Here is an 18,085-nt window from a genome sequence, read left to right as displayed (position 1 = left end):
GTATGCCAACAATAATAAATACAAGCCCTGATCCGCTCGAAGAAAAGCTGCGTGCCTTTGTCGAAGGGCTGCTGGGCGGAAATATCACCTCCATGCAGCGCCTGCTGCGCTGGCGTCCGGCGTGGAACCTGGAGCTGCAACGGGCTGGCGAAACCCTGCAACTGCATATCCGTGGCGAACGGGGCGGCGATGTCAGCCCTTTTCCGGATCTGCGTCGTGAGGCGGACATTCTGACGTTGCTCGGTGAGCAAGGCGTGCCGGTACCGCGGATCTACGGTTTTTGCGAGGACCCGCCAGCGATCCTGATGGAGCTGGTACCGGGCAGCCGCGACGTCAAGACGGCAAAAAATGATGCCGAACGGCACGCCGTCTCACGCCAGTGGGTCGATGCCATGGCGCGTATGCATCAGCTGCCGTTGCAACCTTTCATTGACCAGGGAATTCATCTGCCGATCGGTGCCGAGGACATCACTCTCGCAGGCCTGGAAGCCTATTACCCACTGTATGCGCGCAACAAGACCCGGCCTCAGCCTCTGGCCGAATTCGCCCTCGGCTGGCTGCGCCGCAATGTGCCACAGCACCGTACCCGTCCAGCTTTCGTTCAATACGATTCCGGTCAGTTTCTGTTTGAGAACGGCAAGGTCCACGGGCTTTACGATTTCGAATTCGCCATGATCGGTGATCCGTTGGCTGATTTGGCATCGGCGCGGATGCGCGACAATTACGAGCCGCTGGGCGACAGTTTCGCCGCGCTTTATCTCTATTATCAGCAGGTGACCGGTGAGCCCGCAGACCCCGACGTCGTGCGCTACCACACGGCTCTGTTCGCCACGGTCAGCACGATGCAGTTCTCGGCATCGGTGGCCACGCCGCAACCGGGCGACCCTCATGACACCTACACCGAATTTGACATAGCCCTGCGCCGGGTGGTGGTGCATGCGCTGGCCGAAGCCATGGGTGTGGCGCTGCAAACGCCGGCGCTGGACATTGTCCAGAGCGGCCCGAATGCGCACTTGCTGACCATGCTCACCGATGCCTTGGCGCAGGTGGAGGTCGGCAGTGACTTCCAGAAAACCAAACTGCGCGCGGTGAGCAAGCTGGTCGAGTACCTGGGCCGTGGTGATGCCATGGAATTGCACTTGCGCGCGCTGGAGCTACAGGAAGCGCAAGTCCTGCTGGACCGCACCTTCAGTGACTACAGCGAGATCGATGCAGCGCTGGAAGCTTTCGTCAAAAGTGCCGGCCCTGAACACGACCAACCTTTGCTGCGGCTGTTCATGGCGCAGATCGAGCGGCGCGTGCTGGTGTATGGCAGCACCGCCATTGGTGCCTCCGCCAGCCACATCGACCTGCCGCCCGTCGTCTGACGCGGTGCAGCCTGTTTCGCCCGTCGGCTGATCGCCGGCCCCCTGTTTCTGGAGTGTTTATGTCTGTTCCTGATAACGCTTTCCTGCATCGGTATGGCCCATGGGCAGTGATCGCCGGGGCCTCACATGGCGTCGGCGAGGCGTTTGCCCACGCGCTCGGCGAGCGCGGCCTCAATTGCATTCTGGTGGCGCGCCGCGGCGATGCCCTGGCGCAATTGAAAGGCGAACTCGAGGATCGTTATGCCGTCGAGGTGCTGGTGGTGACCCTGGACCTTTCACATCCCGATGCCTGTGAACGGCTTTTAATGGCGGTCGGACCACTGCAAGTCGGGCTGTTTATCTACAACGCGGGTGGTGATCCCTACATCACGCGCTTTCTCGATACGTCGGCCAAGGACTGGGGCGCCTTGCTGCGCCTCAACTGCTCGACCGTCATGCAATGCAGCCACGCCTTCGGAGCCGCCATGCTGGAACGCGGGCAGGGCGGCTTGCTGCTGGTGGGTTCCCAGGCAGCCCTGGGGGGAATTCGCAAACTGGCGATGTACACCGCAACCAAAGGCTTTGCCCTCAACCTCGGCGAGTCGCTATGGGCCGAATGGAAGGACCGCGGTGTGGACGTGCTCAACCTGCTCATTGGCACCGTTGACACGCCGACCATGCGCGATGCCATGGTCAAACTGAAGATTCCCGATGCCTTGACCATGACCCTGCCCAAGGCGCAAGACCTGGCGCTGCTGGCGCTTGAGGAACTGGGCAATGGCCCGACGCTGATTCACCCCGAGGACACCCTTGTGCAGGTCGCGACTGCACCTGGCGCGGCACGCCGTGCGCATGTGCTGAGCAAGAGCGCGGAAGCGGCTGTGTTTATCGGCAACGACTGAGGCAACAGACCATGAAAGGCTTTGATAACGCAGAATTCAAACGCGGCTGGCGGGTACTGATTCTGGCGCTGGTCGGCGTTGCCACCAGTTCCAGTTCATTGCTGCTGTACAGCTTCAGCTCCATGGTGATTCCGATGGAACAGGCCATGGGCTGGGGCAGGGCGGAGTTGCAAGCGGCGATCACCGCGTTGTCGCTGGGCACGATCGTGGCTTCGCAACTGGCCGGCTGGCTCAACGCGCGCTACGGCTTGCGACGGGTGACGTTGCTGTCGCTGTTGGCGTTGTCCACCAGTGTCTTTCTTCTGACCTCAATCAACGGCTCGATCTGGACCTTGTATCTCGGGTTTTTTCTGGTGCCGCTGGCGGGTTTGGGCACGTTGCAGGTGACCTGGTCGCACTTGGTCAACTTGTGGTTCGAAGACAACCGTGGTCTGGCGCTGGCAATCATCCTCAGCGGCTCCGGGCTGGCGGCCATCATGTTGCCGCTGATCACCGCTTGGGCGATCAGTCGCTGGAACTGGCAGGCGGGTTTCCTCGCGCTGGGTGTATTGCCGGTGCTGCTGGCGTTGCCATTGGCATTACGCTGGTTGTTGCCGGCGGCGACCGTCAGCGACCACTCGACGCAACTTCCCACCGCCAGTGAGCAAAGCGGCGGATTGCTGCTGCGTGAGGCCCTGCGCTCGTGGCGGTTCTGGGTATGCAACCTGTCGATGACGCTGGTGGTGGCGTGCGTAGTGGGCATGGTCACCAACATTGTGCCATTGCTGCAGGACCGGGGCCTGAGCGCCCTGCAGGCGAGCCAGATTTTTGCCAGCTTCGGCGTGTCACTGATTCTGGGCCGGCTGCTGGTGGGTTACCTGATCGACCGGTTGTGGGCGCCCGGCGTCGCCTCCGTCGCGCTGCTGATGCCGGCATTTGCCTGCGCAATTTTCGCCTATGGGGATTCCACTATCGCGATGTACACCCTCGCCACCTTGTTGGTAGGCGTGGGTGCCGGCGCCGAATTTGATATCGCTGCATTCCTGATTGCCCGCTATTTCGGCATGCGCGACTACGGCCGTCTGTTCGGCGCGCACCTGGGCTTGATCACCGCCGGAGCGGCGATTTCGCCGTTGTTGTTCGCCGGGCTGTTCAAGCTCACCGGCGGCTATTCGGCGATGCTGCTGTTCAGTTTCATCTGCTTTGTGGTTGGCCCCTTGCTGCTCCTGACACTCGGCGGGTACCCGCGCTATAAGCCCCAGCCACGGGTGGCCACCCAGGGCAGTTGCTGAAGTAGATATGGACAGATAATAGATTAATGTTCAATTATTGCATCAAGTGCAGCCTGACAATAAAACAGACAAGGAGAATGCCATGCGTGCAGCAATCATTTCCGAGCGCAATGCGCCGCCGGTAGTGGGAGAGTTTCGTGATCCGCAACCGCAAGACGGCTCGGTGCTGATCGACGTCGATACCGCGGGCCTTGGCGGCTGGGATGTACTTGGCGCCTACCGACTGGGTGTTGAATATCCCTGTGTCATCCGCGGCGAAGGTGTGGGACGTGCGCCGGATGGCCGTCGGGTGTATTTCGGCGAGCGTTCGGTGCTGCCTTTTGGTGCCTGGGCGGAACGCACTCTAGTGCCGCAAGCCGAAGTGTGGGATGTGCCGGACGACGTGGATGACAAGACTGCGATCAGCATGGGCATCGCCGCGACCGGTGCCATCGTGCCGTTGGAAAAAGCCGCGATTCAGAAGGGTGAGAAAGTATTGATCCTCGGCGCGACCGGCACGCTCGGCCAGATCGCCCTGCAACTGGCGCGTGGTCTGGGTGCGGGGAAAGTGGTCGGGGCTGCCCGGTCTGCTGAGGCCCTCGGGCGATTGAAGTCGCGAGGCCTCGCTGATGAGGTGGTAACCCTGGGGGGCAGCGATGATGTCGCTGCGCTCAAGGATGCGGCCGATGGCGGGTTTGATGTGGTGCTCGACTTGGTGTGCGGTCAACCGATGCTGACGTCTTTGAAAGCGACCAACTGGGGCGCGCGAATCATGACCATTGGCACAGGCGCCGGACGCCAGCTCAATCTGGATATTGCCGATCTGCTGTTTCGCAACTTGTCGTGCATCGGCACGGGCCAGCGCCCACCCGCAGACCGTGAACAGATCTGGCTGCGTCTGCTGAAGATCGCCAAGGAGCAGCAGATTCAGGTGGATTACCTGGATTTCACCCTCGACCAGGCGGCTGAAGCCTGGGCCGCTCAGGTGAATGGGCCGCACGCGAAAATCACCGCGACGATCCGACGTTAAGCCATTGTGGCCAGGGGCAAGCCTGCTTACCACAGGTTCATTAGCCGGCGCTGTGCCGGCGCCTGTCAACGCTGGCGCTGCTGGCGGAATTCTTCGGGCGTGACACCGAGTTCTTTGCGAAAAGCAGCACTGAGCGCGGCGGCGTTGTTGAAGCCAGCCTGATAGGCCACCTGCTTGATCAGCAACCGTGGGTCCGCCAACAGCGCCACGGCTTTGTGCAGGCGACTTTGCGCGGCGTACTGGCGCAAGGTCATGCCGGTGGTGTTTTTGCAACGACTCGACAGCGTGCGCAGCGGCAGGTCGCAGGCCCGCGCCAGGTGGCCCAGGGAGCGGCCTTCTTCGCTGTTGCTGTTGAGTAGTTCGCGCAGGATGTTGAGTTGCCGAGGGTTGAGTTTTTCAGCGCAGGGTGAAGCACAGACAGCCGGCTCGGGCGCGTCGATAAATTCCCGACGCAGGTCCAGGGCAATGCTGGTGAGCAGGCACTCGGTATGCAGTTCACTGGCGAAACCCGGATTGGCCACTTCTTCGGCCAGGCGTTGCAGCGAGGCGTGCAGGTAGCCGCTTTGCAGGTTGAGCATGGCTGCGCTGACGTTGTCCTGCCAGTTCCAGCGATAACTGCCCAGGACACCGAGGGAAGCGGGATCGAACAGACACACCAGGGCTTTTTGCTCGCCGGCATCGTGGCGCAAATGGAATTCAGTGCCGCCGGGAATGAACAACAGTTTGCCCAACGGCTGGAACTGATGCGCGCCGTGACTGGAGAAACTGCCGGAGTTGGGCTTGATCTGAGCGCTGGCAGGAAGCATCAGGCGTAACAAGCAACTGTCGCCCGTTTCGATGAGGGCGGTGCCGGTGTTGGACCATTGCGCGTTTTCAACACGAATGTCGAAGCCTTGTTTTGCCAGTGAAGCTTCAGTCAGGAAATTGCCAGACGCTTCACAGTTGTACTCGCTGTAATGGATCGCGTTCATTTTTCAACCTTCAGCCATTTTTATTATTGGCGCTGAAATTCGAAGGATAACGATAGGTTGGGGCAGCTACCCGTTCTGGAGTGTAACCACCCCCTGGATCGAGCTGTTTTATAAATTCAGGCAGCAGGTATCAGAAAATCGAATGACCAAAGGCAAAGATATTTCCATGCGCCAATTGCGCTATTTCGTTGCCGCTGCGGATGCCGGGCAGTTTTCCCAGGCGGCGATGAAGGCTCACGTGTCGCAGTCCGCAATCACCGCAGCGGTGTTGCATCTGGAACAGTCCATGGGCGTCAGCCTTTTTGACCGGCTGCCACATGGGGTGACGCTGACCGCTGAGGGCAACAAGTTTGCCCAGCATGCGCGGCATATTCTGGACACCTTGCAGGATGCCCTCAGTGAACCGCTGTTTCTTGGCCATGCCCTGCAAGGTACTGTGCGCGTAGGCGCCTCCTATACAGTGCTGGGCTACTTTCTGCCGGCGTTGCTGGCACGTTTCAAACGCAGCTATCCGCAGATAGAAATCGAATTGATCGACATGGACCGGCAGAGCATAGAAGACGCTGTGGGTGACGGCGATCTGGACCTGGGCCTGACGATTGTCTCGAACACCCTGAACCTGCAAGGGTTCGCACACCAGGTGTTGATCCGCTCGCGCCGCCAGCTCTGGTTGTCCAGTCAGCATCCGTTGATGTCGGCTACCTCGATCAACCTTGAAGACGTCGCCGCCCATGCTTATATCCTTGCAACGGTGGATGAGGGCGAGACCTCGACCTTGCGCTACTGGAACTCGCGCGGGCTCGCTCCCAAAGTGGCTTTGCGTACCTCATCCATCGAGGCATTGCGCGGACTGGTGGGGCATGGCTTTGGCGTGACTATTCTTTCGGACATGCTCTATCGGGCCTGGTCGCTGGAAGGCAAGAAAATCGAGATCCGGCCATTGGTAGACGTGATTCCACCTATGGAGCTGGGGCTGATCTGGCTGCCGGACAACGCTTTGTCAGCACCGGCGCAGGCATTCCGGCAATTTCTGGTCATGGCCTGCGCCTCGTAATCCGGTTACTGGCGCACGCTTTGGTCGGGCGGCCAGGTGCCGTTGTTCATCAGGCCATCGAACGTCTCCGTCATTTCCCGCGCGGGGTTTGGATAATCATGGCGCACCCACCACAACCACAGCCCGACCAAGGCACCAACGAAACAGCGCACGGCCGCTTCGCCGCGCAGTTGATCGACCTGATAGAGACCCTGTTTTCGGTAATGCTCGCGGACCTGGATGATCAGGATGTTTTCCAGGTGGGCCAGAATCACATTCTGCCCCGGTCCGCTGAAAAATGAGGTCGTCAACGCCGCGTGGCGTTCAGTGGCGCTGAACAGCCAGGCTGAAACATCCAGTAGGACGCGGCGGTCGCCATCGACCTCGGTCACCTTGGTCGAAGGTGTGCCGATGGCTTCGTAGCCGGCGACGATCAGATCTTCCTTGTCGCGAAAATGCGCATAGAAGGTAGAGCGCGCCACCCCCGTGCTGTCGAGTAACTGCTGAACGGTGATGCCTTCATAGCCCTTCTCCAGCGCCAGACGGTACATGTGGTCCAGGAGCAATTCACGGGTACGCCGGGAACGCAAAGCGTGGCGTTGGCTGGCGTGGTTTTTATCGGACAGTGGCACGGATGCTAGGTGAGACATGCTGAACCTCGGCGGTGCTTATTATTGATTTCTTGGCGCCGGGCAGTTGAGCTTTCCGGCGGTGATCGACGAACAGTAACGGCGGGTTTTCATTCCACACAGATTAGTTTTAGAACATTTTTCGTGAAAGTGTTAATGAATCCATCGCATGCCGTACAGTTTTGCAGTTCTGTCCGTTGTGCCTTTGTGCCCTCGGCCTTACCGTTTCTCCAGTCCGACTGAGGCCCTGGAGAACAATAATGAATAACACTCCTGAAACGCCAGTACCTGTTCCCGCCCACATCCCCGAGCATCTGATACGCGATTTCGACCTGTGGTTGGAACTCACCAAACGGGTTGGCGCAACGCAGCGCCAGAGCCTGTCCGGAGCGAGTCATCGAGATGATTGATAGCGGTTACGAACCACGGTGACCGTCGCCCCGTCATCAAGGCTTTAAGCAACCAGCAAAAGAAGAACAACAATGAGCAAATCGTACGACTACATCATCATCGGTGCGGGGTCGGCTGGCTGTGTCCTGGCTAATCGTCTGTCCGCCGACCCGGACGTTTCAGTGTTGCTGATCGAGAGCGGGCCGGACCACACCAGCCCCTTGATTGCGATGCCGCGTGGTATCGGCAAACTGCTCAGTCCCGGCAACCCCCATGTGTGGAGCTACAAGGCCGCACGCGGCGAGGGCATGAGCGACGAACAGTGGCTTAAAGGCAAGACCATTGGTGGTTCCAGTTCGGTCAACGGCATGGTCTATGTGCGGGGCACACCTGCCGACTACGACAATTGGGAAGCGCAAGGCTGTACCGGTTGGGGCTGGGAAGACATGGGCCGCCAGTTTGTAGCCCTGGAAGATCACCAGTTGGGCAAAAGCCAATGGCGCGGGGTGGGTGGCCCGTTGAAGGTCAGCGTGCACCCATCCGGTCACGCCCTCTGTGATGCGGTGATCAGCGCTGCGGGTGAGCTTGGGGCGGCGCGTACCGACGACACCAACCATGTCGATTCGGTCAGTCACGGAGGCTTCGGTTATCAGCCACAAACCACCTGGAAGGGGCAGCGCTTCAGTGCCGCCAAAGCATTTCTCGACCCGGTGCGCACACGCCCGAACCTGACGGTCATGACCGGCACGCTCGTGCAGCGCATCGAATTCAGCCAACGTCGCGCGAGCGCCGTGCAGGTCATGGGAAGTGACGGCAAAGCGCGCTTCGCGGTGGTCCGCGAGGTGCTGTTGTGCGCCGGCGCCATCGAGTCGCCCAAGCTCTTGCAACTGTCCGGCATCGGCCCGGCGGGGTTGCTGGAATCACTGGGTATCGGCGTGCTGCAACACGCCCCTCAAGTGGGGCGCAACCTGCGCGAGCACGTTTACATGGCCATGCAGTACCGGGTCACCAGCGGCAGCTTCAATCACTGCTTCCACGGGATGGGGTTGCTGGGTGCCGTGGCGCAATATTTTCTGCGCAAGAAAGGACCGATGACCCATGCCGCCCACGAGGCGGGTGGCTTTATCAAAACCCGCCCGGAGCTGGATAGTCCGGACGCGCAGATCGGCGTCAGCCTCTATTCCATGGACGGCGACGGCAACAAGGTCGAAATCGACAAGCGGCCCGGCCTGACCATCGGCGGCTACTTTCTGCGCCCGCAAAGCCAGGGCGAGCTGCGCATTCAATCGGCAGATGCCTCGGTGCCGCCGCAGATCAATGCCAATTACTTGAGCGCCGACATTGATCGCAGCTCCGCGATTGCCTTGTTCCGCTGGTTTCGCCGCCTTGCTGCACAACCGGGACTCAAGCCGTTCATTGTCGGCGAACTGACCCCGGGGCCTGAGGTGGAGAGCGATGAGCAGATTCTTGCCGCGTTCCGCCGCTTCGGCCAAACCGCTTACCACGTGTCCGGCACCTGCCGCATGGGGGGCGACAGCGCTTCGGTGCTCGATCCTCAGTTGCGTGTTCGAGGCGTTGAAGGCCTGCGTGTGGTCGACACCTCGATCATGCCGTGTCTGGTGTCCGGCAACACCAACGCCCCGGCCATGGCCATCGCCATGCGCGCCGCAGAGCTTATTACCGGCAAAGTCTCAGGAGATCCAGCACCATGAGTATCCCGTTTACCCAACTGGACAAACTCTACATCGACGGCGCCTGGGTGGCCGCCGATGGCCCGCGCGAAGCGGTGCTCAATCCGGCAACGGAGGCGGTGATCGGTCATGCACCGACCGGTGATTTGCCCAGCGCCGACAGCGCTATCGCCGCCGCGCGCAACGCTTTTGATAACGGCCCCTGGCCCTGGCTGAGTATGGCCGAGCGCGCCACTTATATGCGGCGCATGCACGCTGCGCTTGTGGCTAAACGGGAGCAGATTGCTGCGCTGATCATCGCTGAAGTCGGCTGCTCTCAGGGCGTGACGTATGCCATGCAGGTGGACATGCCGCTGGGTCATGTACTGACCGCAATCGAGCAGTCGTTGCACAGCGACAGTCTGCAAATCCCTGTGCAGGCCAATCCCGATCCGTTCAACCCGACCGGGCCAATGCTGTTGGGCAGCGGCACGGTGGAGCGCGAAGCCATCGGCGTGGTGGCCGGCATCACCGGCTACAACTTTCCGTTTCTGCTGAACCTGGCCAAGGTCTTTCCAGCGTTGTTGGCGGGCAACACCCTGGTGCTCAAGCCTTCGCCGTTTACCCCATTCTCGGCGCTGCTGTTCGGTCAGGTTGCCGAGGAAATCGGCTTGCCCAAAGGAGTACTCAACATTGTCACTGGCGGCGTTGAGGTGGGCAGCCTGTTGAGCAGAGACCCACGGGTAGACATGGTCTCGTTCACCGGCTCGGAGGCAGTTGGTGTAAGCATCATGAGTCAGGCGGCGCCGACCCTGAAACGCGTGCACCTGGAACTGGGTGGCAAGTCGGCGTTGATCGTGCGCGCCGATGCCGACATTAAGGCCACCGCGCTGGGTGCCATCGCCGGGCTGGCGGTCAATGCCGGGCAAGGTTGCGCACTGTTGACGCGTTTCGTAGTGCACCAGTCGGTGCGCGAGCAATTTGTGCAGTGCGCCAAAGCCATCGCCGGGCAGTGGAAAGTCGGCGACCCGGCGGACCCGAGCGTGATGATGGGCCCGCTGATCCGCGAATCGCAGCGCGCCAAGGTCGAACACTTCATTGCCAGTGGCCGCGATGCCGGTGCCACGCTGGTGTGTGGCGGTGGACGACCCGCCCACCTTGAGCGAGGTTTTTTCAGCGACATCACCCTGTTCGATGGCGTGCGCAACGACATGCACATCGCTCAGGAAGAAATCTTCGGGCCAGTGGGGGTGGTGATCGGCTTCGACAGCGATGACGAAGCCATTGCCATCGCTAACGATTCACGCTTCGGCCTCAACGGTGCCGTGGCCTCGGCCGATGCCGCCACCGCCTACGCCATGGCCAGACGCATTCGCGCCGGCAGCGTTTACATCAACGGGGGCAGCGGCAGCCTGCCATACGCACCCATCGGTGGCTTCAAGCGCTCGGGGCTGGGCCGCGAATTCGGGCCGAACTGGCTTAAAGAGTTCACCCAGGAAAAATCCATCATCTATCCCATCGGACGCTAGCCGTAGCGCCCTGTAACCGAGGGCGCATCCGAACGACTGACAATAAAAACAACAGGTGGTTGGCATGAAAAAGATCAGTGAACAGGGCCGCATGCGAGCCCGGCGCGCGGTGGTATTGCTGGCTGTCGGGGAATTGGCGATGGGGTACGATAGTGCGGCCATGGCGGCGCCCATCGAATTGGCCAACCCGGATTTCAACCTGCGCTGGGATAACACGTTGCGCTACAACCTGGGCATGCGCATGGAAGATCAGGTCCGGCGCATCATGAACAACCCCAATTACGATGAATCTGACGGCAAGTTCGACAAAGGTGACATCGTCACCAACCGTATCGACCTGCTGACCGAACTGGATTTCTCCTATCGCAAAGAATGGGGCGCGCGTCTCAGTGCAGCCGGCTGGTATGACCAGGCCTACCACGACAGTGATGTGCGCAGCCGTGTCGCCGGCTTCCAGACCAGCTACGACAACGATCAATACAGCTCGGAAGTGAAACGCTACGTCGAAGGCCCGTCGGGGGAAATTCTCGATGCCTTCGTGTGGAAGAACTTTCGCCTGGGCGATGCGTCGGTGAACGTCAAGATTGGCCGGCATACCAATTACTGGGGCGAAGGGCTGCTGTTCGGTGCGCATGCGATTTCCTACTCGCAGGCGCCACTTGATGGTGCCAAGGCCGTCACCAGTCCTGGTATCGAAACCAAGGAAGTGTTCCTGCCCATCGGGCAGATATCGGCCAAGGCCCAGGCTACCGACAATTTGACCCTGGCTGCGCAGTATTTTTACGAGTGGGATTACACCCGGATCCCTTACGGTGGCACTTACTTTGGCGCTGCAGACCCTTTTTTCGAAGGCCCGGACCGTTTGCCGGTCGCGCCGGGTTTATCCCTCAATCGAGAGAAATCCAAATACGGTCGTGACTACGCCAACTGGGGTGTGATGGCCAAATACGACGTCGACGCCATCCAGTCGACGCTGGGCGCGTACTACCGCCAGTTCGATGACTACCAACCCTGGCTCGCACCTGAAGTGTCCGCTGCCACCGGCAGCTATCGTCTGGTGTATCCGCGCAGCGTCAAACTGATCGGTTTGAGCCTGTCCACTGTGCTCGACACGGTCTCGGTCGGTAGCGAAATTTCCTATCGAAAAGGCGCTGCCTTGAACGCCGTGGGCGTGGACCCCACTGACAACGAAGGGCCGCGCGGTGACACCTTCCACTTCGTTGCCAACGCTGTGTACGGCGTGCCACGCAACTTCATTGCCAATAACGCCACGCTGATAGGCGAATTCGCTTACAGCCATTTGCGCAAAGTGACTGACCACGAAGAGCTTTATCTGGGTGAGAACAGCAGCAATTGCGTAGATCCGCGGGCGGGCACGCCGGGTTCCGGAGGCAAGCGCGACGGTTGTTCGACCCGCGATTACGCCGCCATAGCGGTTAATTACACCCCCCAATACCTGTCGATATTCCCGTCCTGGGACATGACGGTGCCGTTGACCGTCAATTACGGTTTGTCGGGCAACGCCGCCAGCGCCGGCGGTGGTAACGAAGGCGCGTTGACGTGGTCGGCCGGCGTGCAAATGACCTACGCCCAGCGCTACGAATTTGGCTTGCGCTACTCCGACACCGAGGCCCAGTCGAAAAACATTCCCGGCGACACCATCGGTGGTAACGGCGCCGTGGGCGGCACAGACCGTGGCTGGCTGGCCTTCACCTTCAAAACCTCCATCTGACAAAGCTGAAAAGCGGAGTATCTGTTTATGAAAGGACAAATTGCATGGGCACTGGCGCTGTTGACCATCGCCACGGCCAGCCAGGGCGCGGCACCGGCCGATCAGGTGGCGCAAATCGGTAAAACCCTGACGCCGTTCGGCGCGATTATCGCGGGCAATGCCGATGGCAGCATTCCCCCTTACACCGGCGGCCTGACGCAAATCCCGCCAGGCTTCAAGCCCGATAGCGGATTCTGGGTGGACCCTTTCAAGGATGAAAAACCGCTGCTGCGCATCACTTCGAAAAACATGGAGCAGTACGCTGATCGCTTGAGCGGCGGGCAAAAAATGCTCCTGAGTAAATTCCCCGAGTATTACCTTGATATCTACCCGACGCACCGTACCGCCGCGTACCCGCAAGATATTCTGGATGCCTCTGTGCGCAACGCCAGCGCGTGCCGCACGGCCAGGGACAACCTTGCAGTCGACCCGGCGTGCCGGGGCGGGCTGCCTTTTCCATTGCCGCAAAACGGCAACGAAGTGATCTGGAATCAGCAGTTGCGCTACAAGGGCCAGGGTTACACCACCACGAAGTCATCCAACAGTTGGGTGATTGATTCGCAAGGTTCGGTGACCAAGACCGCCGAGTCCGCCACCATGGAAGAGGCGCCGTATTACCAGACCAAACAAACCGATCGGGATCCGCAGTTGTATTACCGCGCCTGGGCCTTGGACAGCTATCCGGCGCGCAGTGCCGGTCAACTGATCATTCTTGCGGACTACCTGGACCCGCAAAGCCAGCCGCGCCGCGCCTGGAGTTACACCCCGGGCATGCGCCGCATCAAATTGGCGCCGGAGTTCGCCTACGACACGCCCGTGCCCAATCAGGGGGGCGTGAACCTGTTTGATGAATTGCAGATGTTTTCCGGCAGCCAGGACCGCTTCGATTACAAGCTGGTCGGCCGCAAGGAAATGTACATTCCCTATAACGCCTACAAGTTCTATTTCAGCTGCGGTCAGGAAGAGCAATTCAAGCCGCGTCACGCCAACCCGGCCTGCGAACGCTGGGAACTGCATCGGGTCTGGGTGGTGGAGGCGACGTTGAAACCGGGCAAACGCCACGTATACAGCAAACGCACGTACTACCTGGACGAAGACACGTTCGGAGCCGGCCTGTATGACGCCTGGGATCAGGGCGGCGTTCTCTACCGTGCGTTGTTCCTGAGCGGTGTACAGCTGTACGACAAGAAATTGCCTTACACCGTGAAAAACGTCAGTTACGACTTCAATAAGGGCATGTGGTCGTTGCTGAACGATGGACTCAAAGGTGGTTATCAGGTGCACGACACGCCGCTGTCTGAGCGTGATATGAAACCCGAGTCGATTGTTTCTCAGGAGACGCAACGCTGACCTGGCGAATGATTGGTTGAGCCTGGCATCCCTCCGCGCAAATTTCATCCAGATATAATATGAACACATATCTATTATGTGTTTATATTATTCCTGGTGCATTCATCGCATCAAACGACCCGGCCGTTCGCCCAAGGGGGTTCGGACCTGCTGGCAAATGACAACAAGGAGAACGCCATGCTGATCGACGTCCACGCCCACTTGCTGACCGAGGGCATGTTCAACCGTCACGAGTTCTGGGGCCCCTTCATGAAGGTGCAAGGGCTGACCGTAGGTCATTTTGCCCTCGGCACCAAACAACCAGCCAAAGCCGCAACAGATGCCGAAGCGCAGGCGAATCTGCTGGCGCGTATGAGCCACGCCAGCCGCCGGGCGCTGATGGCCGAGCGCGGTGTCGACAAACTGGTGATGTCCACACCGTCCCACTGCTTCATGTATTGGGCAGGCGATTTCGCCAATGAATACGCGCGCATCTGCAACGACGAGTTGTCCGCCTTCTGCCGTGCCGATCCCGACCACTTCGATTTCTGGTGTCATGCCAATCTTGCCGACCCGCAAAACGCCGCCAGGGAAATCGAGCGCGCGGTCACGCAGTTAGGCGCCAAAGGCGTATGCGTGGGCGGAGCCAACTTCAATGGTCTGGAGGCGCACGACGAACGCCTGTTTCCTGTCTGGGAAAAACTCACTCAGCTGGATGTGCCAATCATGGTGCATGGCTTCAACCAGTCGATTTACTGGGGTGAAAAACACACCGACGACAAGTTCGAGACCACGTCGATTATCGGCGACTGTGTCGATGAAACGCTGTTTTTCTGGTACCTGATCTGCGGTGGTGCGCTGGATGTTTTCCCTACGTTGAAAACCTACATCACCCACGCAGGTGGCATGGCGGTTTTCCAGTTGGGGCGTTTGAGTGAATTGAATCGCGCCATGGCTCCGGATTCGCGCAACCAGCGCCCGCTTATGGATTACATGCAAAATTTCTACTTCGACCTCGATGTGCATGCGCCCGGCCTGCGCCGTGGAGTCGCCGAGGTGGTTGGGGTCGAGCGTTTGCTGTACGGCACCAACTTCGGCGGCGCCTATGACCATGGGGATTTGACCGATGGGATTGGTTTGTCGACGGTCGACCGTGAGCGGATCCGCAGTGGCAATGCCATCGAACTGCTCAAGCTTGAAGTGCCGGTTGGGTCGGACCGGATTCTGACGCCGTGACGGACAGCTTGCTGGCCATGCCAGCCGGGCGCCCCTATCCGCAGCGTAGCGGACGCCTGCCTCGGCACTTGAGCGAGCTCAGCGCGGCCTGGCTTACGCAATTGATGCAGCCTTGCTACCCGGGCATCGAGGTACTGGCGTTGGAGGCGGTGGAGGTACGAAACGGGCACACCACAAAGTTTCGCGCCAGCCTCGAGTTGAATGAAATCGGTCGGCACGCCGGCATTGCGCAGCAAGTGTGCCTGAAGTCGAATTGGTCCGAGGGATTCGAGAGCGGAGATATTTGCGAGCTGGAAGCGCGTTTTTATCATTTGGCGCGCGGCTGGTCCGATGCGCCATTACCGAGGCTGTATTTCACGGACTGGGACGCGGATGGCGGTGGTCGGGGCGTAGTGATCATGGAAGACCTTGGCCTGGCAGCCGGACAATTTGGTCATAGCAATGATCACCTCGGCGTGGACGGTGTCGCTAGCGGGCTGGAATCTCTCGCGACCTTGCATGCGGCCACCTGGAACAGCCCGCAGTTACAAGCACAAAGCTGGCTGCCGGTGTCGATGGCCAACCCGGTCGACACCGAGGGGCTGCTGCGCATGTACAACTACATAAAGGTCAACTTGCGCAAACCCGACTATCAGAAGCTGTTGCCGAAATGGATGTACGAGACGCCGGAATTGTTCAGCCATGCGTTCGATGAATTGGCTGCGTTCGAACGCGAACAGACGTCACCTAGCTGCCTGATCCATGGTGATTCGCATCAGGGCAACAGTTTTTTACGCAGCGATGGCCAACGAATCTGGCTGGATTGGCAACTGGCGAGGCGTGGCCGGCCATGGCGCGATGTCGCCTATTTCATGCTGGGGGCACTGACCGTCGAGGAACGGCGCACCGATGCGCAACGCCTATTGGGGTTGTACCGCGAAAAACTGATCAGTCTCGGTGCCGAAGGCGTGCTTGACCAGGATGCTGCCTGGGAACAGTTCCGGCGCTGGCCGGTTTGGGGAATGCAGACCTGGATGTCCAACATGGATGAATGGGGACAGGCCGGGTTGCCGATGGTGCAACGCTTCTTCGCCGCTGCGGAAGATTTTGATACTTTGCGCTTGCTGACGCATGGGCGTACGCCTCGCCGCATGCCGGAGTTGGGGCAGGGTGCGCGTCCATTGACGCAGGCCTATCAACATCTATTGGAGGATTGAAGATGGCTGGGCAGGAAGACTTGCTTTTGCAGGGCGCGGACAACTTTCGCAGCCTCAAAGGCATGCCCACCGGTTGTGGTCGTCGTATCGGTAACCATCACCTGTTGCGGGCAGAGCAGCTGCATCGACTGACGGCTGAAGACTGGCAGACTTTGCAGCGGATCGGCCTGAAAACCGTCTGCGATTTACGCAGCGCGGGGGAGCGCGAACGTTACCCCAACTGCGTCCCGGAATCTGCTATTGCACAACTTCACCTGCAAGTCCTGGGTGATGTTCGTGCCGACCCCCGGATTGCCGCCATGTTCGCTGAAAACCCGACGGAGGAGGGCGCGCGGAACATGATGCTGGAGGTTTATCGGCAACTCCCGCAGCTGTTGGCGCCGTTGTTGCCTGCGCTGTTTGAGCTGTTCTCTAACCGGCATGCATCGGTGTTGATTCATTGCGCGGCCGGCAAGGACCGCACCGGGGTTGCGGTGATGCTGCTGTTGCACGCCCTGGGCGTCGCGCCGGAACTTGTCATGGCCGATTATTTGCTGTCGGCACGTCGATTCAGTCAGCTGCAAGTGGAGCGTCAGCAAGCCATGAGCATGACGGTAAGTCACCTGGTGGGCCAAGTGGTCAGCGAGGCGGCACTCGATGCGGTGCTGGATGCCCGTCCCGAGTATCTGAATGCCGCGTATACAGCGATCGACGCCGATTACGGTGGGCTGGATTCATACCTGCAGCGCTTCAGTGGTCTGAGCCAGCAAGGCTTGCAGGCGCTGCGAAACAGTCTGCTGGAGGCCTAGGACTACGGACCGGGACTGACCCCGCACGCGCGGCGGTCAGTGGATGCTTGAATGCGTGCTCGGGTTATTCGCCTGCCGCGTTGCGTGATGCAATGGCCGCCGCGAAATCGCGCTTGAGCGTCGGGAAATAGGCGATCTGCCCACCCATTCCGCCAGCGATGTCGATCGAGGCCGCGCTGATGAAGCTGGCATATTCACTGGCGAGGAAGAGCGCCATGCCGGCAACGTCTTCAGGCTTGCCGTAGCGGCCGAGCGGCACGACCTTCATCACCATGGCGTCGAACTCTTCGCGGCTGACACCTGGTCCCATTTCTTTGTAGTGACGGTCCCACTGGCCGGTATCGATCCAGCCCATATTCAGGCTGTTGACCAGAATATTGTCCTTGGGCAGTGACATGCCCAGCGAGCGGGAGAGGGCGATGCACGAGGCGCGATTGATCACCGAGGGAATGCCGTCTGGCGTCGGGATCGCCCCGGCCAGCGCGTTGATCTCGATGATCCGCCCCCAGCGCTGTGCACGCATGAACGGCACCACGGCCTGAACGAAGCGGAAGTGCCCCATCTGCAAGATATTGGCGTGTTCGAGGATGACTTCGGGTGTGAGGGTATCCAGGTTGCCGCCACGACCTTGACCGGCATTGTTGACCAGCACGTCGACGCCGTCCCAAGTGTGTGCAACTTCCGCCACGAAAGCTTTGACTCCGTCGCTGTCGGTGACATCAACGACGCGGGCGATAACGGCCTGGGCGTGTTCCGCAAGCTGTGCGCCGGCAGCATGGACGTCGTCCTCGTTGCGCGCACAAATGGCAACGCGTGCCCCTTCCGCGGCGAATGCTCGGGCGATCGCCAGACCAATGCCTCGGGAAGCACCCGTGATGATCACGCGTTTGGCACTCAAATCAATGTTCATGGGGGTTCCTGTTGTTTTTTTTTGCCGGTTGACTGCCGTTTCGTTGCGCCGAACCACGATTCTGGTGGTCAACGCAGGGTCATTGAAAGCCTAAAGGAGGAAAGC

Annotated in this window: 16 protein-coding genes; 13 read left to right on the top strand and 3 right to left on the bottom strand. The window is 59.9% G+C overall.

Annotated features, from left to right (window positions below; genetic code table 11):
- Positions 1-2: 2 nt before the first annotated feature.
- The 4 genes from F8N12_RS14490 to F8N12_RS14475 all read left to right on the top strand — a co-directional run bounded on the left by F8N12_RS14490 (position 3) and on the right by F8N12_RS14475 (position 4,528).
- Positions 3-1,367, top strand: coding sequence for a phosphotransferase family protein (locus tag F8N12_RS14490; protein ID WP_150581035.1), 1,365 nt, complete (start codon positions 3-5; stop codon positions 1,365-1,367).
- Positions 1,368-1,426: 59 nt separating this feature from the next.
- The gene (locus tag F8N12_RS14485) at positions 1,427-2,248 is read left to right on the top strand and encodes an SDR family NAD(P)-dependent oxidoreductase (protein WP_150581034.1); all 822 of its coding nucleotides are present in this window, start codon (positions 1,427-1,429) and stop codon (positions 2,246-2,248) included.
- 11 nt (positions 2,249-2,259) lie between these two features.
- Positions 2,260-3,519 carry an MFS transporter gene (locus F8N12_RS14480; RefSeq protein ID WP_150581033.1) on the top strand — a complete coding sequence of 420 codons (1,260 nt, stop codon included), beginning with the start codon at positions 2,260-2,262 and terminating at the stop codon, positions 3,517-3,519.
- Between the two features lie 82 nt (positions 3,520-3,601).
- A complete protein-coding gene (locus F8N12_RS14475; RefSeq protein WP_150581032.1) occupies positions 3,602-4,528 on the top strand; it encodes a quinone oxidoreductase family protein in 927 nt (308 codons plus the stop codon).
- Between the two features lie 65 nt (positions 4,529-4,593).
- On the opposite strand, the gene F8N12_RS14470 is transcribed toward F8N12_RS14475, so the two are convergent.
- Positions 4,594-5,499 carry a helix-turn-helix domain-containing protein gene (locus F8N12_RS14470; protein WP_150581031.1) on the bottom strand — a complete coding sequence of 302 codons (906 nt, stop codon included), beginning with the start codon at positions 5,497-5,499 and terminating at the stop codon, positions 4,594-4,596.
- A gap of 142 nt (positions 5,500-5,641) precedes the next feature.
- On the opposite strand from F8N12_RS14470, the gene F8N12_RS14465 reads away from it, so the two are divergent.
- The gene (locus F8N12_RS14465; protein ID WP_150581030.1) at positions 5,642-6,553 is read left to right on the top strand and encodes a LysR family transcriptional regulator; all 912 of its coding nucleotides are present in this window, start codon (positions 5,642-5,644) and stop codon (positions 6,551-6,553) included.
- 5 nt (positions 6,554-6,558) lie between these two features.
- Here F8N12_RS14465 and F8N12_RS14460 read toward each other — a convergent pair whose 3' ends face one another.
- Positions 6,559-7,182, bottom strand: a complete 624-nt coding sequence (locus F8N12_RS14460; protein ID WP_150581029.1) for a TetR/AcrR family transcriptional regulator — start codon at positions 7,180-7,182, stop codon at positions 6,559-6,561.
- A gap of 239 nt (positions 7,183-7,421) precedes the next feature.
- Here F8N12_RS14460 and F8N12_RS27640 point away from each other — a divergent pair, with 239 nt between their 5' ends.
- From F8N12_RS27640 to F8N12_RS14425, 8 genes are all read left to right on the top strand, one after another.
- Positions 7,422-7,571 (top strand): hypothetical protein, encoded by a 150-nt coding sequence (locus F8N12_RS27640; RefSeq protein WP_191623168.1) that lies wholly within the window; start codon positions 7,422-7,424, stop codon positions 7,569-7,571.
- Positions 7,572-7,643: 72 nt separating this feature from the next.
- Positions 7,644-9,263, top strand: a complete 1,620-nt coding sequence (locus tag F8N12_RS14455; RefSeq protein WP_150581028.1) for a GMC family oxidoreductase — start codon at positions 7,644-7,646, stop codon at positions 9,261-9,263.
- Positions 9,260-10,750 carry an aldehyde dehydrogenase family protein gene (locus tag F8N12_RS14450; RefSeq protein WP_150581027.1) on the top strand — a complete coding sequence of 497 codons (1,491 nt, stop codon included), beginning with the start codon at positions 9,260-9,262 and terminating at the stop codon, positions 10,748-10,750. Before F8N12_RS14455 ends, F8N12_RS14450 begins: the two co-directional genes overlap by 4 nt.
- A gap of 64 nt (positions 10,751-10,814) precedes the next feature.
- Positions 10,815-12,482 carry a DUF1302 domain-containing protein gene (locus tag F8N12_RS14445; protein ID WP_150581026.1) on the top strand — a complete coding sequence of 556 codons (1,668 nt, stop codon included), beginning with the start codon at positions 10,815-10,817 and terminating at the stop codon, positions 12,480-12,482.
- Positions 12,483-12,509: 27 nt separating this feature from the next.
- The gene (locus F8N12_RS14440) at positions 12,510-13,871 is read left to right on the top strand and encodes a DUF1329 domain-containing protein (RefSeq protein WP_150581025.1); all 1,362 of its coding nucleotides are present in this window, start codon (positions 12,510-12,512) and stop codon (positions 13,869-13,871) included.
- Positions 13,872-14,048: 177 nt separating this feature from the next.
- Positions 14,049-15,086: an amidohydrolase family protein gene (locus F8N12_RS14435; protein WP_150581024.1), complete on the top strand. Its 1,038-nt coding sequence runs from the start codon at positions 14,049-14,051 to the stop codon at positions 15,084-15,086.
- Entirely contained in the window at positions 15,083-16,282 is a 1,200-nt protein-coding gene (locus F8N12_RS14430; RefSeq protein ID WP_150581023.1) for a phosphotransferase, read from the top strand. Before F8N12_RS14435 ends, F8N12_RS14430 begins: the two co-directional genes overlap by 4 nt.
- Positions 16,283-16,284: 2 nt before the next feature.
- Positions 16,285-17,070, top strand: coding sequence for a tyrosine-protein phosphatase (locus F8N12_RS14425; protein ID WP_150581022.1), 786 nt, complete (start codon positions 16,285-16,287; stop codon positions 17,068-17,070).
- Positions 17,071-17,134: 64 nt separating this feature from the next.
- On the opposite strand, the gene F8N12_RS14420 is transcribed toward F8N12_RS14425, so the two are convergent.
- Entirely contained in the window at positions 17,135-17,980 is an 846-nt protein-coding gene (locus F8N12_RS14420; RefSeq protein WP_150581021.1) for an SDR family oxidoreductase, read from the bottom strand.
- Positions 17,981-18,085 lie beyond the last annotated feature (105 nt).

Source organism: Pseudomonas fluorescens, assembly GCF_902497625.1.
Lineage (GTDB): Bacteria > Pseudomonadota > Gammaproteobacteria > Pseudomonadales > Pseudomonadaceae > Aquipseudomonas > Aquipseudomonas fluorescens_BQ.
The sequence above is the reverse complement of the archived record's forward strand: the minus strand, read 5'-3'. Positions and strand labels throughout refer to the sequence as shown.